The 17,402-nt window shown below is 68.6% G+C and carries 14 protein-coding genes and 3 pseudogenes; 8 read left to right on the forward strand and 9 right to left on the reverse strand.

From position 1 onward, the window contains the following. Together ACI48D_RS14605 and ACI48D_RS14610 are read left to right on the forward strand one after the other, a co-directional pair. Positions 1-897 carry a universal stress protein gene (locus ACI48D_RS14605; RefSeq protein WP_435571961.1) on the forward strand — a complete coding sequence of 299 codons (897 nt, stop codon included), beginning with the start codon at positions 1-3 and terminating at the stop codon, positions 895-897. Then, positions 894-1,055 carry a hypothetical protein gene (locus ACI48D_RS14610; protein ID WP_435571962.1) on the forward strand — a complete coding sequence of 54 codons (162 nt, stop codon included), beginning with the start codon at positions 894-896 and terminating at the stop codon, positions 1,053-1,055. The genes ACI48D_RS14605 and ACI48D_RS14610 overlap by 4 nt, the downstream gene beginning before the upstream one ends. On the opposite strand, the pseudogene ACI48D_RS14615 reads toward ACI48D_RS14610, so the two are convergent. Continuing rightward, positions 1,052-1,255: pseudogene (locus tag ACI48D_RS14615) on the reverse strand (LysR family transcriptional regulator); the annotation flags it as partial. The gene ACI48D_RS14610 and the pseudogene ACI48D_RS14615 sit on opposite strands and share 4 nt — an antisense overlap. On the opposite strand from ACI48D_RS14615, the pseudogene ACI48D_RS14620 reads away from it, so the two are divergent. From ACI48D_RS14620 to ACI48D_RS14630, 3 genes and pseudogenes are all read left to right on the forward strand, one after another. Further along, positions 1,253-1,474: pseudogene (locus ACI48D_RS14620) on the forward strand (glycerate kinase); the annotation flags it as partial. The pseudogenes ACI48D_RS14615 and ACI48D_RS14620 sit on opposite strands and share 3 nt — an antisense overlap. A 36-nt stretch (positions 1,475-1,510) precedes the next feature. Beyond that, positions 1,511-2,941, forward strand: a complete 1,431-nt coding sequence (gene pyk / locus ACI48D_RS14625) for a pyruvate kinase (RefSeq protein WP_435571963.1) — start codon at positions 1,511-1,513, stop codon at positions 2,939-2,941. Positions 2,942-3,050: 109 nt separating this feature from the next. After that, entirely contained in the window at positions 3,051-3,596 is a 546-nt protein-coding gene (locus ACI48D_RS14630) for a hypothetical protein (RefSeq protein WP_435571964.1), read from the forward strand. A gap of 75 nt (positions 3,597-3,671) precedes the next feature. On the opposite strand, the gene ACI48D_RS14635 is transcribed toward ACI48D_RS14630, so the two are convergent. Genes ACI48D_RS14635 through ACI48D_RS14650 form a run of 4 tightly spaced genes read right to left on the reverse strand, consistent with a single transcriptional unit; the run spans position 3,672 to position 8,392 of the window. Then, positions 3,672-4,922, reverse strand: a complete 1,251-nt coding sequence (locus tag ACI48D_RS14635; RefSeq protein ID WP_435571965.1) for a M20/M25/M40 family metallo-hydrolase — start codon at positions 4,920-4,922, stop codon at positions 3,672-3,674. After that, a complete protein-coding gene (uraD, locus tag ACI48D_RS14640) occupies positions 4,919-6,694 on the reverse strand; it encodes a 2-oxo-4-hydroxy-4-carboxy-5-ureidoimidazoline decarboxylase (protein WP_435571966.1) in 1,776 nt (591 codons plus the stop codon). Before uraD ends, ACI48D_RS14635 begins: the two co-directional genes overlap by 4 nt. A 2-nt stretch (positions 6,695-6,696) precedes the next feature. Continuing rightward, positions 6,697-7,641 carry an allantoinase PuuE gene (puuE, locus tag ACI48D_RS14645; RefSeq protein ID WP_435571967.1) on the reverse strand — a complete coding sequence of 315 codons (945 nt, stop codon included), beginning with the start codon at positions 7,639-7,641 and terminating at the stop codon, positions 6,697-6,699. Between the two features lie 31 nt (positions 7,642-7,672). Next, the gene (locus ACI48D_RS14650; protein WP_435571968.1) at positions 7,673-8,392 is read right to left on the reverse strand and encodes a GntR family transcriptional regulator; all 720 of its coding nucleotides are present in this window, start codon (positions 8,390-8,392) and stop codon (positions 7,673-7,675) included. A gap of 113 nt (positions 8,393-8,505) precedes the next feature. Between ACI48D_RS14650 and uraH the strand changes: the two genes are divergently transcribed. Continuing rightward, on the forward strand, positions 8,506-8,862 hold the full coding sequence (uraH, locus tag ACI48D_RS14655) for a hydroxyisourate hydrolase (RefSeq protein WP_435571969.1): 357 nt from the start codon (positions 8,506-8,508) through the stop codon (positions 8,860-8,862). A gap of 197 nt (positions 8,863-9,059) precedes the next feature. Beyond that, positions 9,060-10,337: pseudogene (locus ACI48D_RS14660) on the forward strand (urate hydroxylase PuuD). A gap of 259 nt (positions 10,338-10,596) precedes the next feature. On the opposite strand, the gene ACI48D_RS14665 reads toward ACI48D_RS14660, so the two are convergent. Continuing rightward, positions 10,597-12,195, reverse strand: coding sequence for an MFS transporter (locus tag ACI48D_RS14665; protein ID WP_435571970.1), 1,599 nt, complete (start codon positions 12,193-12,195; stop codon positions 10,597-10,599). Between the two features lie 131 nt (positions 12,196-12,326). Here ACI48D_RS14665 and ACI48D_RS14670 point away from each other — a divergent pair, with 131 nt between their 5' ends. Then, a complete protein-coding gene (locus tag ACI48D_RS14670; protein WP_435571971.1) occupies positions 12,327-13,865 on the forward strand; it encodes a DUF3943 domain-containing protein in 1,539 nt (512 codons plus the stop codon). 24 nt (positions 13,866-13,889) lie between these two features. On the opposite strand, the gene ACI48D_RS14675 is transcribed toward ACI48D_RS14670, so the two are convergent. The 3 genes from ACI48D_RS14675 to ACI48D_RS14685 are packed head-to-tail and all read right to left on the reverse strand — an operon-like array spanning position 13,890 to position 17,315. After that, positions 13,890-15,071 carry a YbdK family carboxylate-amine ligase gene (locus ACI48D_RS14675; RefSeq protein ID WP_435571972.1) on the reverse strand — a complete coding sequence of 394 codons (1,182 nt, stop codon included), beginning with the start codon at positions 15,069-15,071 and terminating at the stop codon, positions 13,890-13,892. Beyond that, the gene (locus ACI48D_RS14680) at positions 15,068-16,276 is read right to left on the reverse strand and encodes a cation:proton antiporter domain-containing protein (protein WP_435571973.1); all 1,209 of its coding nucleotides are present in this window, start codon (positions 16,274-16,276) and stop codon (positions 15,068-15,070) included. Before ACI48D_RS14680 ends, ACI48D_RS14675 begins: the two co-directional genes overlap by 4 nt. Further along, the gene (locus tag ACI48D_RS14685; protein WP_435571974.1) at positions 16,269-17,315 is read right to left on the reverse strand and encodes a hypothetical protein; all 1,047 of its coding nucleotides are present in this window, start codon (positions 17,313-17,315) and stop codon (positions 16,269-16,271) included. The genes ACI48D_RS14680 and ACI48D_RS14685 overlap by 8 nt, the downstream gene beginning before the upstream one ends. Positions 17,316-17,402: the final 87 nt, after the last annotated feature.

Genomic DNA, 17,402 nt, shown 5'->3' on the forward strand with positions numbered 1-17,402 from the left:
ATGGTCAAGCCCATCCTCGTGATTTCCGAATGCCCGCACCCGGTCGGGCACGCGGCCGCGCGCGGCGCGATGCTGGCGGCGGCGCTGCAATGCCGGAGCATGGACTTCCTTTCGTCGATGCGCGAAGCCACGGCCTTGTGCGAATGCATGGAAGACGTCAAGCAGGCCCGCGCGTCGGCGCTGCTGCGCTTCGGCGTCCACTGTTCGGCGCGGTTCGACTTCGGCGCCTTCCCGGCGTCCCTGATGAAGCGCGCGATCGACGCCGATCCGCTGCTGATCGCCACCGCCTGGCAGGCGCATGAATGGTGGCCGATCCTGCACAACTTCAACCTGCTGCGCGACATCTGCCGCGCCAGCATGAAGCCGGTACTGCTGGTGCGGCAGCCGGCGCACAAGCCATATGCGCACGCGGTGTTTCCGAGCGACTTTTCGCCGGACTCGCTGAATACGCTGAAGGTCGCGCTGCGCCTGTTGCCCGCCACCCGCCTGACGATCGTGCACGCCTTCCACGTGCCGGGCGAGGGGCAGATGCGCGCCGCCGGCGTGCGCGACGACGTGATCGGCACCTGCCGCCGCAACGCGGAACGGACGGCGCAGGAGGCGTTCGCGCGGATGGCGGCGGAATTGCGGCCGCGGGCGGCGAAGCTGTCGCTGGTGCTTCTGCCGAAGCCGACCGGGATGGCGGTCGCGAATTATGTCAACGCGGTCGATGCCGACATCATCGTCCTGTCCGACAGCCAGCGCTGGCTGGTCGACGACTGGTCCTGGCAGACGCGCGCCAGGGAGATGCTGGAAAAGACGTCGAGCGACCTGCTGATGGTCAGCTCGCCGAATACGCGGTCGCCCATGGTGGCCGGATCGCGCATGCTGGTCAACCACGAAGGAGGTGAAGGATGAATGGATTTATCGGAGGCCTGACGGCCATCGGAGTTTGCTTGCTGGCGGTCGGGTGGCAGGAGTACCGGCGCCTGAACCGGCGCGACGGCACCCTGATGGCCGCCGCCGGGGCGTGCGTCGTGGCGGGCGACGCGGCCTTGTTCCTGCTGGCGTCCTAGGCCCGCTCCCGGTAGCCCGCCGTGTTGTAGATACCCTTCAGGTAGTCGATGACATGCCGGATCCTGGCCGGCAGGTAGCGCTGCTGCGGATAGACCGCCTGGATCGGGTAGTCGTTCACCGCGAATTCGTCGAGCACGGTGACCAGTTCGCCGCGTTTCAGCCCGGCCTGGATCTCCCAGGTCGAGCGCCGGCCGATGCCGGCATCGCGCTGCAGGTCCGCCGTCATGCCCAGCCACTGCGCCCTCCCTGCGTCCTGTTGTCCGGCGGCGAGACCACGGTGACGGTGCGCGGCCTGCGCCCGCGCGACAGCCTGGACGACAACGACGGCGACGGCTTCTTCGGCGCCCTCGGCGACGCCCTGGTCACCGGACCGACGCTCACCAACGTCAACGATTTTCGTGCCATCCTGTTGACTTGATCGTCAGCCGGCCTGCCTTTTTTTGGGAGAAATATCATGTTACGCCAACGCCGATCCCGCATTCTCGCGACGCTGGGCCCGTCCAGCTCCACCATCGGGCGGATCCGCGCGCTGCTCGAGGCCGGCGCCGATGTGTTCCGCCTGAACTTCAGCCACGGCAGCCATGCCGACCACGCCGCCCGCTATGCAGCCATCCGCGCGGTCGAGCGCGAGATCGGGCGGCCGATCGGCGTGCTGATGGACCTGCAGGGCCCCAAGCTGCGGATCGGCCGGCTGCTGGGGGGCAGGGCGGTGCTGGAGGCGGGCAGCGCCTTCCGGCTTGACCTCGACCCGGCCGAGGGCGGCGCCCACCGCGCCCAGCTGCCGCATCCCGAGATCTTCGCCGCGCTGCGCCCCGGCGCCGAGCTGCTGCTGGACGACGGCAAGCTGCGCCTGCGGGTCGAGTCCTGCGGCCCGGACCACGCCGAGACCCGCGTGCTGGTCGGCGGCCCGCTGTCGGACCGCAAGGGTGTCAACGTGCCGGGCGTACTGTTGCCGATCTCGCCGCTGACCGCCAAGGACCGCGCCGATCTTGCCTTCGGCCTGGAACTGGGCGTCGACTGGGTTGCGCTGTCCTTCGTGCAGCGCCCGGAGGACATCCGCGAGGCGCGCGAACTCATCGGCAAGCGCGCGTGGATCATGGCGAAGCTGGAAAAGCCGGCCGCGATCGATGCGCTCGACGAGATCGTGGCCCTGTCCGACGGCGTGATGGTCGCGCGCGGCGACCTCGGCGTGGAACTGCCGCCACAGCAGGTGCCGGTCCTGCAGCGCCGCATCGTGCACGCGGCGCGCGCGGCGGGACGCCCGGTGGTGGTGGCGACCCAGATGCTGGAATCGATGGTGGCGGCGCCGGTGCCGACCCGGGCCGAGGTGTCCGACGTGGCCGGCGCGATCTATGACGGCGCCGATGCGGTGATGCTGTCGGCGGAATCGGCGTCGGGACAGTACCCGGTCGAGGCGGTGACGGTGATGGACGAGGTGATCCGCGAAGTCGAGCGCGACCCGGGCTGGAGAGTTGACCTGGACGCATCGCACACGCCGGCCGAGGCGACCACCGCGGATGCGATCTGCTGCGCGCTGCGGCGCGTGGCCAGCCTGTTGAGGCCGGCGGCCATCGTGGCCTACACGGCGAGCGGCGCCAGCTGCCTGCGCGCCAGCCGCGAACGTCCGGCCACGCCGATCCTGGCCCTGACCCCGCACGCGTCCATTGCACGCAGGCTCGCGCTGGTGTGGGGCGTGCATCCGCTGCCCTTCGAGGAGCCAGGCACGCTGGGCGGGATGGTTGAGGATGGGGTGGCCGCGGCGCTCCGGCTTGGACTGGCCGGGGCGGGGGACGATGTGGTGATCGTGGCGGGCTTTCCTTCGGGGCATGTGGGGAGCACCAATCTATTACACGTGGTGCGCGTGCCCGATTGCCCAACGGCTTGAGCCCGGCATGTCCGGATATGTGCGCCTCCGAACGGACTGCTGTGGCCCGGCCTGCCTTAATAAGAAGCACAAGCCAAGAATAACGCCATCCAGGCAATAGGAGAGTGATATGGGTACGCTCGACTCACAGACATCCACCATGCTGGCCGTTGTTGTGGTTCTCGTTCTGATTGCGCTAGCCGCATGGTACTTCGTTCAAAAAAGGCAATCCGAAAGATTGCAGCAACGCTTCGGACCAGAATATGGCCGAGCCGTGGATGAGCTTGGAAGCCGGTCAAAGGCCGAATCAGAGCTCAAGGCACGGGAAGAACGTGTTGGAAAGCTGAATATCGTGCCCCTGGCGCCCTCTGACGCTTCTGTATTCAGTCAGGCGTGGGCGAATCTGCAGGCCAGCTTCGTCGATAATCCAAAGGGAGTCGTCGCCCAGGCCGATCAGTTGGTTCGCGAACTGATGGCGAAACGCGGGTATCCAGTATCCGATTTTGAACATCGTGCGGCCGACATTTCAGTCGATCACCCGGCGGTTGTGGAAAATTATCGCGCCGCGCAAGTCATCGCGGCCCGCGATGCGCGCGGCGAAGCCACCACCGAGGACTTGCGTAATGCGGTAGTGCATTATCGGGTTCTCTTCAATGAGCTGCTCGAGGTGAAGTAAGCAAACGGCGCAAGGGACGGCCGCGCCGGCTGCCCGCTGACGGGCACCGGCGCCTCGTTCCCGGCCGCCGCCGGCTCAGTCTAGCAGGTCGAACAGCGTGCGCGCGATCACCTTGGTGGCGCGGCGCAGGTCTTCCAGGTCGATGTGCTCGTCGGCGCGCTTGGCGTTGCTTTCGCCGACCGTGCGCGGACCGGCGCCGTACAGCACGGCCGGAATCCCGTGTTCGCCGAACAGGCGCGCATCGGTGTACAGCGGGGTGCCGGCGGCATCGATCGGCTCGTCGAACACGGCGCTGGCGTGCCGGGACAAGGCCTCGACCATCGGACGGTTGCCGTCCAGCGGCTTCAGGGCCTTGGCCAGCAGCAGGCGCTTGATCTCGATGCCGATGCCCGGGCAGCCGGCCACCGCTTTCTGGATCAGGCGGCGCAGGCCCGCTTCGACCTCAACCGGGTTCTCTTCCGGGATCATGCGGCGGTCGAGCTTCAGCACGACCTTGCCCGGCACCACGTTGGTATTGGTGCCGCCCTCGATCAGGCCGACGTTCAGGTAGGGGTGGTTGATGCCCTTGACCTGGCTGCGGGTCTGCTTGTACAGCGTGTTCTGCTCGTACAGCGCGACCAGGATGCGGGTCGCGGCCTGCAGCGCGTCGACGCCGGTTTCCGGTACCGCGGCGTGCCCCATCTTGCCGTTCACCGTCACTTCCATCTGCAGGCAGCCGTTGTGCGCGGTGATGACCTGGTAGCTGAAGCCGGCCGCGATCAGCAGGTCGGGCTTGACCAGACCCTGTTCGAGCAGCCAGCCCGGACCGAGTTCGCCGCCGAATTCCTCGTCATAAGTGAAGTAGAGTTCGACGCCGCCCTTCAGCGGGGCGCCCAGCGCCTCCAGCGCGCGGGTGGCGAAGGTAAAGGTGGCGAAGTCGCACTTGCTGACCGCGGCGGCGCGGCCGTACAGCTTGCCGCCGGCGATCTCGGCACCGTAGGGCGGATGGGTCCAGCCTTCGCCCGGCGGCACCACGTCGCCGTGGGCGTTCAGGGCCACCGTGCGGCCGGCGCCATCGCCCTTACCATAGCGGCGGCGCACGACCAGGTTGGTGATGGTTTCCAGCCCGGCAGCGCGGACCGTATCAGGCGGCACCGCATGCTGCTCGGCCTCGAAGCCGAAGTCCTTCAGCAGCTCGGCCGTGCGCTCGGCGTGCGGCGCGTTGTTGCCCGGCGGGGTGTCGGTGGGAACCCGCACCAGCTCCTGCAGGAAGCGCACCTCCTCGTCGAAGTGGGCGTCGATCCAGGCGTCGAGGTTTTCGTAAGGGCTCGTGGTCGTGGCATTCATGTCGGGTCCGTGGCAAGTTGGTCGAGAAGGTTTTGGAAAGAACGCACGCACAGTTCGGCGTCGTCGCTGGTGATCGATTCCAGCGGGTTGTGGCTGATGCCGGCGTTTTGGCCGCGCAGGAACAGCATCGCCTGCGGCATCACCTGGTGCAGCATCATCGCGTCGTGCCCGGCACCGCTGGGCAGGTGGAACACGGGCAGGCCGAGCGCCGCGACGGCGCGTTCCCACTGGCCGCGCAGGCGCGCGTCGCAGGGCGCGGCGGCGGCGCGCATGGTTTCCTCGAGCGTGAACTGGAGGCCGCGGCGCTCGCAGATGGCCCGCAGTTCGTCGAGGATGTCGCGCGCGCAGGCGTCGCGCACGGCGTCCGTGGTGGCGCGCACGTCCAGGCTGAAGCGGCAGCGCCCCGGCACCACGTTGATCGAGCCGTTCGGCACGTCCAGCATGCCGACCGTGGCGACCAGGTCGGGCACGGCGCCGCCCCGCTGTTCGGCAAACAGCACCAGCTCGGCCGCACCGGCGGCGGCGTCGCGCCGCATCGACATCGGCGTGGTGCCGGCGTGGCTGGCCATGCCGGCGATCTCGCCCAGGAAACGCACGCTGCCGTTGATCGAGGTGACCACGCCCAGCGGCAGGTCGGCATCGTCCAGCACCGGACCCTGTTCGATATGCGCCTCGACGAAGCCGAGGTAGCGGGCCGGGTCGCGCTGCAGGGCTGCGATCGCGCCGGTGTCCAGGCCGGCACGCGCCATCGCCTCGCGCATGGGGATGCCGTCAAGGTCCTCCTGGTCGAGCCAGGCCGGGTCGAACTGGCCGGTGAGGGCGCCCGACCCGAGGAACACGGCCTTGTAGCGCTGACCTTCCTCCTCGGCGAAGGCGACCACCTCGATCCCGTAGGGCAGGCGGCGCTGCCGGCGGCGCCGTTCGCGCACGCAGGCCATCGGCACCAGGATGCCCAGGCGGCCGTCGTACTTGCCGCCGTTGCGCACGGTGTCGTAGTGCGAGCCGGTCAGCAGGCGTTTTGCCTGCGGGTCGGCGCCGTGGTAGACGCCGACCACGTTGCCGACCGCGTCCACATGGGCTTCGTCGAAGCCGCAGTCGTCGATCATCCAGCGCAGCAGCCGGCCGGCGCAGGCACGGTGGGCGTCGGTCAGGTAGGTCACGCACAGTTCGCCGCGTTCGGCATAGCCGGGGTCGCTGTGCGCGGCCAGCTGCTCGGCCCAATCCCACACCAGGTTGCCGAGCACGGGTTCGTGGCCGAACTTGTCGTTCAGGCGGATCTCGGCGATGCGGTGGATGTTGCGCAGCGCCTCGGCGAACTCGAACTCGGGCGGGTTTCGGAGTCGCCGCGCGAAGGTGGCGATGATCTCGCGCTTGGCCAGCCCCAGGCCGCGCGGGCCGCGCACCGCCAGGATGAAGGGAAAGCCGAACTTTGCGTTGTAGTCGGCGTTCAGGCGCTGGATGGTGGCGAATTCGTCCGGCGTGCAATCGGTCAGGCCCGCCTTGTTCTGTTCATTCGTCGATTCGGCCGTCAGGGTCTTCGATACCATCGCCTTGCCGGCCAGCTCCGGGTGGGCGCGGATCAGGCCCAGGCTGGCCTCGCGCGGCGCGCCGCGCACCGCGTCGGCCAGCGCGCGCTTGAGCTGGGCCAGGCTGGCGAACGGGCGCTGCCGCCAGGCCCGCGCGGCGATCCACGGCGAGTGTTCATAGACGCCGTCCAGCAGGGCGGTGAATTCCGCCTCGTCGGCGGCGTTGAGACGTTCCAGGGTCAGCATGTTCACTCCCATGCGAAGGCGGTGTCGGGGTTGTAGGGATGCACGCGTTTCCAGTGGCGCGCAATGTCGATGCGGCGCGCGACCCAGACCCGGTCGTGCTGCTGTATGTAGTCGAGGAAGCGCTGCAGCGCGCGGAAGCGTCCCGGACGCCCCAGCAGGCGGCAGTGCAGGCCGATGCTCATCATCGACGGGCGGTCCTGGCCTTCCTCGTAGTGCACGTCGAAGGCGTCGCGCAGGTAGGCCAGGAAGGGGTCGCCGTGCGAGAAGCCTTGCGGCAGGGCGAAGCGCATGTCGTTGCAGTCCAGCGTGTAAGGCACCACCAGCTGCGGCGCGTGGCTGCCGTCGGTCTTGCGCACTTTCAGCCAGAAGGGCAGGTCGTCGCCGTAGTAGTCGCTGTCGTATTCGAAGCCGCCGTAGTCGGCCACCAGGCGGCGCGTGTTCGGGCTGTCGCGACCGGTGTACCAGCCGAGCGGACGCTCCCCGGTCAGGCCTTCGATGGCGGCGACGGCGCGCGCCATGTGTTCGCGCTCGGTCGCCTCGTCGACGTTCTGGTAGCTGATCCAGCGCCAGCCGTGGCAGGCGATCTCGTGGCCCAGTTCCTTGAAGGCGGCGGTAATGTCCGGGCAGCGTTCGAGCGCCATGCCGACGCCGAAGATGGTCAGCGGCAGGCCGCGCTTCTCGAATTCGCGCAGGATGCGCCAGACCCCGACCCGCGAGCCGTATTCGTAGATGCCTTCCATGCTCAGGTGGCGGTCGGGGAAGGCGGCCGGGTTGAACATCTCGGACAGGAACTGCTCGCTGCCGGGGTCGCCGTGCAGCACGCTGTTCTCGCCGCCTTCCTCGAAATTCAGGACGAACTGCACGGCGACGCGGGCCTGGTCCGGCCATTCGGGATGCGGCGGCCGCCGGCCGTAGCCTTGCAGGTCGCGTGGATAAGCTTGGGTCATGGAGCGCCTTTTGTTCAGGTTGAAGGATGCTTCAGTGATTCAGGATCTCGGCCAGGTCGACCCGCTGCGGGTCCATGTTCAGGTTGCGCTGGACGTTGCCGAGGTGCTTGTCGACCAGCCGCACGGCGGCCTTCACGTCGCGCCGCTCGAAGGCGTCGACGATCGCCACGTGCTCGTCGTGCGACTCCTCCGCCGACTGGGTGGATTGGCGCATCAGCGCGATCAGCGAGGAACGGGTCAGCAGTTCGCTCAGCATCTGCACCAGCACCTGGTTGCCCAGCATGCGCGCCAGTACCAGGTGGAAGTCGCCCAGCAGGCGGGTGCGGCCCGGGATCTCGGCATTCTTCAGCGCGGCGCGTTCCTGCGCGAGGTGCTCGCGCAGCTGGCGGATCTGGGCGTCGGTGATGGCCGCGCACAGCTGCCTGGTGACGGCGGTCTCGAGGATGCTGCGGACTTCGAACACGTCCTGCGCTTCCTCGGCCGTGGGGGTGGCGACGAAGGCGCCGCGGGCCGGCTCCAGCACCACCAGACGGTCGCGGCTGAGCTGGTTGAAGGCTTGCCGCACCACGGTGCGCGAGACGGCGAAGATGTCGCCGATCTTCTGCTCGGACAGCTTGGTGCCGGGCATCAGGCGGCGGTCCGCGATGGCGTTGGTGATGGAGTCGACGATGCGCTGGGTCGCGTTGCCGGCCGGCGCCGGAGCGTCGATCTGCGACGGGACGACTTTGAGCGGCGGGCGGGAGCGGGTCATGGTTCGTTTGATGAATAATTGGTTGACATCGTGGATGAAGTGTATACACTTTTTCTTGAAACGAAAACATAAAGTGTATGCAATCCTACCCGTTCAATGACAAAGGGAGTTATATGGGACACCTCAGCACCCACGTGCTAGACACCATGAACGGCTGCCCGGCCGCCGGCATGCAAGTCACCCTGCAGGCGCTCGACGGCGCCGAACCCAGGACGATCAAGAGCCTCACCCTGAACGCCGACGGCCGCAACGACGGCGGGCCGCTGTTCGATGCCGCCGCCATGGCCGCTGGACGCTACCGTCTGGTGTTCTCGGTCGCGGCCTACTTCCGCGGGCGCGGCGTCGAGCTGCCGGAGCCGGCCTTCCTCGACGAGGTGCCGATCGATTTCGGCATCGCCGACGCGGCCGGCCATTATCACGTTCCGCTGCTGGTCAGCCCTTGGGCCTACTCGACCTACCGCGGTTCGTAGGCCGGCAACCGTCGTAATAAAGTTTTTATATTCAACGATAAAAAAATCGTATACAGTTATTTTCGTCGCCGTGGAGCGCATTGGCAGGCTGGCCCAGCCCGGCCGCCGATGGTTGCGATGTTCTGCCCCTCACAGAGCCCGCTGTGGTGAAGGGAATGCAGGTCCTCACGGCCTGCCTTCGTTTCGCTAGAGGCTCTATGGAAACCTATCTGCTCGACTGGGCCAACCTGTTGCTGCGTTGGACCCACGTGATCACGGCCATCGCCTGGATCGGCGCATCCTTCTACTTCGTCTTCCTCGATAATTCGCTGCACAAGCCGACCGCGCCCGACCTGGTCGACAAGGGCGTGGACGGCGAACTCTGGGCCGTGCACGGCGGCGGCTTCTACCACCCGCAAAAATACCTGGTCGCGCCCAAGGCCATGCCCGAGAACCTGCACTGGTTCTACTGGGAGAGCTACGCCACCTAGCTGTCCGGCTTCGGCCTGTTCACGGTGCTCTACCTGTTCAACGCCGGCACCTTCATGGTGGACAAGTCGGTGCACGACTGGTCGGCCGGCGCCGCCGTCGGCACCGCGCTCGGCTTCCTGGGCGCGTTCTGGTTCGTCTACGATATCATCTGCCGCGCCTTCGGGCGCAGGAAGAACGGCGACCTGATCGTCGGCGCCTGCGTGTTCGTGTTCGTGATCTTCGCCGCCTGGCTGGCCTGCCAGCTGTACGCCGGCCGCGCCGCCTTCCTGCTGGTGGGCGCGATGCTGGCGACCTCGATGAGCGCCAACGTGTTCTTCTGGATTATCCCGGGCCAGCGCAAGGTCGTGGCCCAGCTGAAGGCCGGCCAGCCGGTCGACCCGGTCTACGGCTGGCGGGCAAAGCAGCGCAGCGTGCACAACACCTACTTCACGCTGCCGGTGCTGGTCGCGATGCTGTCGAACCACTACGGCTGGCTGTATTCCGGCGCCAATAACTGGGCCGTGCTGGTGCTGCTGATGCTGGCCGGTGCGCTGGTCCGACACAGCTTCGTGGCGCGCCACAAGGCGCTGGTACTGGGCAAGCGCGTCCCCTGGGAACGTGCGGTGGCCGGTGTCGCCGCCCTGATGGCGCTGATGGTGTGGCTGGTGCCGCAGCCGGAATCCGGGTCGGCCGCGCCGCTGATGGCCGCCGCACCTGCCGCACCTGCCGCTGCCGCAGCCGCAGCCGCAGCCGCAGCCGCCGCAGGCGGTGCCACCGCCCACCAGGTCAGCTTCCAGGAAGTGAAGGGCGTGATCGACCAGCGCTGCGTGATGTGTTACTCGGCGCAGATCCAGAGCAAGGGCCTGGCCTTCGACAACCCGGTCTCGATCAAGCGCCATGCGCAACAGATGTATCAACAGGCGGTCGTCCTCAAACTCATGCCGCTGAATAACGCCACCCAGATCACCGCCGCAGAGCGGGACTTGCTGAAGCGTTGGTACGAAGAGGGCGCACCGGTTCAATAAGAGCTCGAAACCCTCCCAGCTCCCCGGACGATGGCGCACAGCCTGCATCCGCTGCTGGAATCCGGCATCCTGCTGACCGCGCTGGCCGCGGTCACCCTGCATATTTTCTTCAACGGTACGCGTGACATTCCGGCCGAGAGCCATGCGGACGCGGACCACATGCAACAAGTTCGGCAACGACGCCCGCACCATCCCCGGCGCCACCGCCAGCACGCCGATGGTGAAGGCCCAGTACCACTTCTTGGGCAGCGGGCCGGGTTCAGGCCACCAGGGCCTGGATCTCCTCGAGCCGGCGGCCACGGGTATCGATGCCGCGCCTGGCGAGCAGCAGCGCGGCGAGCAGCATCGGCACGGCGATCGCGAGCGCGGACAACTGCAGGTCCGCGAACAGTCCCGCCACCCCGAGGCCGGCGCCGAGGATGCCGCCGAGCTTGGAGCTGGCGGCGATCAGGCCGGCACCGGTGGCCCGCAGGTGCACCGGGTAGATCTCGGAAGCGTAAGGGATCAGGGTGGCGATCACGCCGCTGACCGAGACCAGCAGCGCACAGGTGGCGACGGCCAGCGCGGCGCTGGAGGCGATGCCCATCCAGCCCAGCACGAAGAAGGCGAGCAGGCTGGCCGCGCTGAGGGCGATGAAGGCGACCAGCGTCCCCACCGAACTCCAGCGGTGGTACAGCCAGATCACCAGCACGGTGCCCGGCAGGGCCAGGAAGGCGGCCCGCGCCAGCAGGGAAGTAGCGGTGGCGGCGTCCATCCCCATCGCGCGCAGGTTCATCGGCAGCCACAGCAGGAAGCCGAAATTCGCCAAGCCCCAGGCCACGCCGGCCACGCCCATGCCGAGCGTCAGCGGCGCATAGCCGCCGCGCAGCAGTTCGCGCAGCCCGGACGAGGTGGGCGCCGGCGCCGCGCTTTCCGCCGGCTGCCGGGCCGCATCGCGCACGCTGCCGCGCACGCTGCCATCAAAGCGCGCCAGCACCGCGCGCGCCTCGTCCTGCAGGCCGTTGTTGGCCAGGAAGCGCGGCGACTCCGGCAGCAGGCGACTGAGCAGGATGATCACCGCGCCGGTCGGCAGGCCCAGCAGCCACAGCACGCGCCAGCTGAAGGACGGCTCCAGCAGGCTGGCCGCGCCGGCCGCGACCAGGTAGCCGGCCGAGTTGCCGATTCCGCCCAGCGCCACCAGCAGCCAGCCGCGGTGCGCCGCCGGGATCGTCTCGGCCATCAGGGTGAAGGTGATCGGCAGCAGGCCGCCGGCCGAGGCGCCCATCAGGAAGCACATCGCCAGGTTCCAGCCGAACGAAGGCATCGCGCCGCAGATGGCGGTGCCGATGAACATCAGCGCCGACAGCAGGATCGTGGCGCGCCGGCCGAAACGGTCTGCGACCATGCCCCAGATCACCGAGCCGACCGTGGTGCCGGTGAGGGCGACCAGGGCCAGGAAACCGGCGTTCTGCTTCGAGAGCCCGTACTCGCCGGTCATGCCCGGCATGACGAAGCCGAGGGTGGCCGGCTTCATCACGTCGATGGTCAGCGCGACCACCAGCACCAGCACCAGGCTCCAGTGGTGGCGGTTCAGCGGGATGCCGTCGGCCGCCGCGAACAGCCGGGCATCGTCGCCGCTGCCGCCGGTGCGCAGGCGTCTGAAATGCGGCATGAGTCCGTAGGCCGCCAGCGCCAGGCCGAGCGGGATCAGCGCCATCCCGGCCAGCATCGGCGCATCCATCGGCATGCCGGCCATCCGGTAGCCCATGTGCGAGGCGCACACGAACATCGGGATATGCGCGAGCACGCCGGCGACGAGGGCCAGGGTGCCGCTCCAGAAGGCGATGGGATGATGGAAGGTCAGGCCGTTCGATGTCATGGGCGTCCGGTTGCTGTATTGACGGGCGGAATCGTTGATTATAGCGGGGTCCAGCTTCCTTTCGGCAAGGATGCGCCACGATGTCGACGCATTAGTTATATTTATGCCAATAACATTGATCCGGAACGGAAATGAAAGCCTCCAGAAACCAGTTCGCGCCCGTCCGCGGCGCCCATGTCCTGCTGCTGGCGCTGGCCGCCGGCGCGGTGCACGCCGCGCCGGCCGACGCGCCGGTGGATGCCCCTGAGGAGCCGGTGACCACGGTGCCGGCCGGCTGGGATGCGCCGCAGCAGCCGGCGGCCACGCCAGCCACGTCGGCCACGCCGCCCGCGTCGGCAACGCCAGCCGCGCCGCCGTCCCGGGCGGCCTTCGCCGAGCCCGCGCGGCCGTGGAAGAGCTACGGCGCGACAGCCCTCGAAATCGCCGGCTTCCAGTTCGTGCTGAACCGCGTCGACCACGCCTTCGTGAAGCCGGACGACTATGGCGTCAGCGTCGGCTCGATCCGCCGCAACCTGCACAGCAGCTGGGTGGAAGACCGCGACCCCTTCGAGATCAACCAGCTCGGCCACCCTTACCAGGGCTCGGTGTACTACGGCCTGGCGCGCAGCAACGGCCTGGACTTCTGGGAATCTATGGGCGCCGCCTTCGCCGGCAGCGCAGTGTGGGAAATCGCCGGCGAGACCACGCCGCCTTCGCGCAACGATCAGATCACCACCAGCTTCGGCGGCACCTTCCTGGGCGAATCGCTGTACCGGATGGCCAACCTGGTGCTGGAGCGCGGCTATGGCCTGTCGCCCGGATGGCAGGAGGCGGCCGCCGCGGCCATCTCGCCGTCGATGGGCTTCAACCGCTACGCGCGCCCGGGCCGTCATGCCCCGATCTGGGACAGCCACGACCCGGCCGTGTTCGCGCGCTTGCAACTGGGCGCCACCGTCAGGTCGCGCGGCAACGTCGGGCCGTCGCTGGCGTCAAGACGCAGCGAGGCGGCGGCCGACTTTTCACTGGAATACGGCTTGCCGGGCAAGGGCGGCTACACCTACCGCCGGCCCTTCGATTACTTCCTGTTCCGCCTGCGGGCCTCGACCGCGCAGGGCGTCGAAAGCTTGGCGTCGCGCGGCCTGCTGTTCGGCGCACCCTACGAGGGCGGCGACAAGCTGCGCGGGATCGCCGGCCTGTACGGCAGCTACGATTACCTGTCGCCCCAGCTGTTCCGGGTCGCCAGCACCGGCCTGTCGCTGGGCAGCAATCTGCAGTGGAATATCGCCAAGGCCCTGACCCTGCAGGCCCATGCCTCGGGCGGCGTCGGCTACACCTCGACCGGCACGGTGCGCTCCAGCGCGGCCGGGCAATACACCTACGGCTTCGCGCCGCAGGCGGTGGTGATGCTGCGCCTGATCGGCGGCGACCGCCTGGCGATCGACCTGGGCCAGCGCGCTTTCTTCAACGGCAAGCTCACCACGCCCCAGGGCGACGGCAACGACCGCGTGCTGCGGGCCGATGCTTCGCTGACCTACCGGATCCGCGGCCACCATGGCGTCACCTTGAAGTACCTGAGCTCGCGCCGCCGCTTCAACTTCCAGAACACTTCCGAGCGCGAACAGCGCCACGACACGGTCGGCCTCTATTACACCTGGCTGCCGGCCCATGGCCTGGGTGCGGTGAGCTGGTAAGCGCAGGCGGGCGCCAGGCGGGCCTCAGGCGGCGCCGTCGTCGAACAGTTCGCTGGCCATGCGTGCCAGGTCGTTCATGCCGCCGCCGGCCTCCAGATGCGCACGCAGCCAGCGCGCCTGGCCGCCATCCTTCATCAGCCGCTCGATGACGGCGCAGGCCTTGCCGAAGCCGGGATCCTGCGAACGGCGCGCGAGCCGTGCCAGGTCGGCGCGGACCGCCTCGGCAATCGGGATCGAGACGCCGGTTTCCGGGTCGATCCAGTGCCCCTCCACGCCGTCGCGCGCCGCATTGAAGCGGTTCCAGGTATACAGCTCGCGGCTGGCGCTGGACGGCCAGCGGCCGGCCTGGTCGGCGAATTCGAGGCACAGTTCGCGCGCATAGCAGGCCAGCGCGGCCGCGTAGACCGGTTTCAGCGGCGTGTCCAGCACGCGCAGTTCGATCGTGCCGTACTCCGGTTTCGGCCGCACGTCCCAGTAGAAATCCTTGATGCTGTTGACGATGCCGTAGCGGGCCAGCTCGTCGAAGTGCCTGCGGAAGTCGTCCCAGGTGCGGATCTCGTAGGGCAGGATGCCGCTCATCGGAAAGGCCCCGACCACGTTGCTGCGCGAGCTGCAGAAGCCCGACACCTCGCCCTGCCAGCACGGCGAATTGCTGGAGAGGGCGATGAACAGCGGCGCGCGCTGGGTCAGCCAGGAGCACAGGCGCATCGCCTCGTCGGGCGAGCCGGCGCCGATGTGCACGTGCATGCCGAACACGGTGAACAGCTTGGCCAGGTAGCCGAACTTGCGCTCCGACGCAAAGTAGCGCTCCTTCGGATAGATGCGCTGTTCGGCCCACTTCTGGAACGGGTGCGCGCCGCCGCCGGAGATCGAGGCGCCGACTTCGAAGGCGGCTCGCTGCACGGTGGCGCGGATGTGCTCCAACTGGTCGGCGGCTTCGTCGTAGGACGTGAGGATCGAGGTCGCCACTTCCAGCATCGAAGTCGTGATCTCGGGCGTATGCACCCAGGGCTTGTCGTGCCGGTCCAGCAGGTCGAGGATGTCCGGCGCGGCCGGGAACAGGTCGTAGGTGAGGCGGTCGAGCACCATGAGTTCGAGCTCGATGCCCATGGTGCCGAGGGTCGACTCGCTGAAGTCCGGCAGGAAGGCGGCGCCCTGGCCGGAGACGGCCAGCGCCTGCTGGTCCACGCTGGTTTGCTCGCTCATTGGGAACCTCCACGGTAAGTTTCGCCCGCCAGGCGCAGGCCCAGCCAGGTCAGGCCCGGCGCCAGCAGGACGTTCAGCGCCAGCAGGGCGCTCATCAGCATGCTCGAATGCTGGTCCAGGCCGGTGTAGGCGTTCAGGGTATTGTCGACCACCAGACCGCCGAAGCTCACCAGCGAACACATCGACAGCGCCATCGCATGTTTCTTGCGCGCGTTCCACGCGCTGGCCGGCCACAGGGCCAGGCGGGTGGCGGCGATACGCGCCGCGAACACGGCGATGGCGGCCAGGACCACCCAGCCCTGCAGCAGTTCATGGATGTCGACCATCGCGGCCGACATCAGGAACAGCAGCACGTAGCCGATGTCCTGGGCGGTTTTCAACTGGGCCTGGAACACGTTGTCGCGTTTTTCCGCATTGCGCAGCAGGACCCCCATCAGCAGCAGCGACAGCAGCGCGCTGGATGCCGTGACCGAGCACAGGCCGAGGTCGATCAGCAGGGCGGCCAGCAGCACGCCGGGACGCATCGTCGCCGGCACCTTGCACAGGCGCGTGGCGAGCGCGTAGGCGCCGTAGGAGAACACGGCGAACAGGGCCCCCAGCAGCAGCTTGCCGCCCTGGCCGATCAGTTCCGCGCCGAAGCTGCCGGCCGCATCGGCGCCATGGCTGCGGGTCCAGGCCAGCGTCAGGCCCAGGGCCAGCAGGGCGACCAGGTTGCTGAGACCGACCATGTTGGCGGTGGCGAAGGTGCCGGGGCCGCTCGCGTTCTCGTCGGCCACCATCGAGGCCAGGATGACGGGGTTCACCGCGATCAGGATCGAGCCGATGAAGATGGCACCGCCCCACGGCAGGCCGAAGGCGGCCAGCACCAGCGTGGCTGCGGCGCCGCGGGTGAGCGTCGCCAGCAGCAGGCTCTTGCCCTGGCGTCCGCTGCGCAGCAGCCAGGCCAGGTCCATCTTGCGGCCGACCTCGAACAGCACCAGGGCGGCGGCGCCGTTCAGCAGTTCCTGGAACTGCGTGAGGAGTGGCCGGTCGATCATGCCGGCGCCGCTGGCGCCCAGCAGCAGGCCGGCGATCACGGCGCCGTAGAGTTTCGGCACCTGGAAGCGCTGCAGGGTAAAGCCGAGCACCAGCGCCAGCATCAGGCCGGCGCCCAGCACGGCCAGCGGCGACAGCAGCAGGATCGGCGTCGACAGTTCGTCATTCATGGCGCGTCTCCCAGGCGTGGGTGAGCGTCTTCAGCTCGCGTTCGACGAGGGCCGCGCGCTGCGCGGCGAGTTCCCCGGCATGGGGGCCGCGCGGCGGCGCGTCGGTGCCGATCCGGGCGCGGACGATGCCGCCGCCGTCGCGCAGCGGAATCCAGAGCTGCCCCTGGATCGCCGCGCCTTCGCGCCACACGGCATAGAACTTGGCGCCGCTGCGGGTGCCCGGCACCGCCGGCTCAAGCAGGGTGAAGGGCTGCAGCCATTCGGCGGCCGGGAAGCGGCGCGCCAGCTGCACCTGCATGGCGGTGCGCTGTTCCAGGCGCGCGTCGTCGCGCGAATACGGCAGGTGCAGCTGGCCCTGGCTGATGCCGGCGGTGCGGATCACCAGGCAGGTGTTGTCGCTGACCCAGCGCCAGGTATCGCCTTCGAGGATGCGCGGCTTGCCGCTCGAACTTGCCAGCCATGCTTCCAGCAGCGGCGACGGTGCCGGCGAATGCGGCGGCGCCGGATTGCCGGCGTTGAGCGCTTGCGTGGTCTCCACGACCTTGCTCCAGTGGCCGCCCTGCCAGGCGCGGGTGTCGGGCTTGTCCGACGGGCGCCAGCGCCAAGCCACCGCCGACCAGCTGCCGTCGCCGGCCTGCCAGACCGCGACCGCCTGGCGCAGCGCGTCGTTGCCGGCGATCCGGCTCTGGGCGGTCCACTCCTTGCTCCAGGGCGGCGCCCCGGCCGATACGCCGGCCATCAGGCGGTGCCAGGCGATCGCCGCCGGCGGCAGGCAGGTGCCGGCGGGTGCGGGAATGCTCTTCCAGTACAGCATTTCGACACGCTGGCTCCAGGCGCACTGGCGCAGCGCCGGCTGGCCCATGCGGACGTAGGCCGGGTCGACCGGGGCGGCGCAGGCACCGGGGCGGGTGCCGGTGAGGGTGGCGAAATCGGCCGGCGCGGGCGGCGTATCCTTGCGTGCGGCCTGGGCGGCGGTCACGCCGAGCGCGAGCAGTGCCAGGGTGGCGAGCGAGCGAGGGAGGTAAGCTATTGGAATCATATTGACGAGCGGGCAAGTGGGCCGGGCTGGTGCGTCCGGCGCCAGGGCGCGGACGGGGCCAGCCGCCGGGAACCGCGATGGGGCAGG

This window comes from Massilia sp. LXY-6, assembly GCF_051233485.1.
Lineage (GTDB): Bacteria > Pseudomonadota > Gammaproteobacteria > Burkholderiales > Burkholderiaceae_D > Telluria.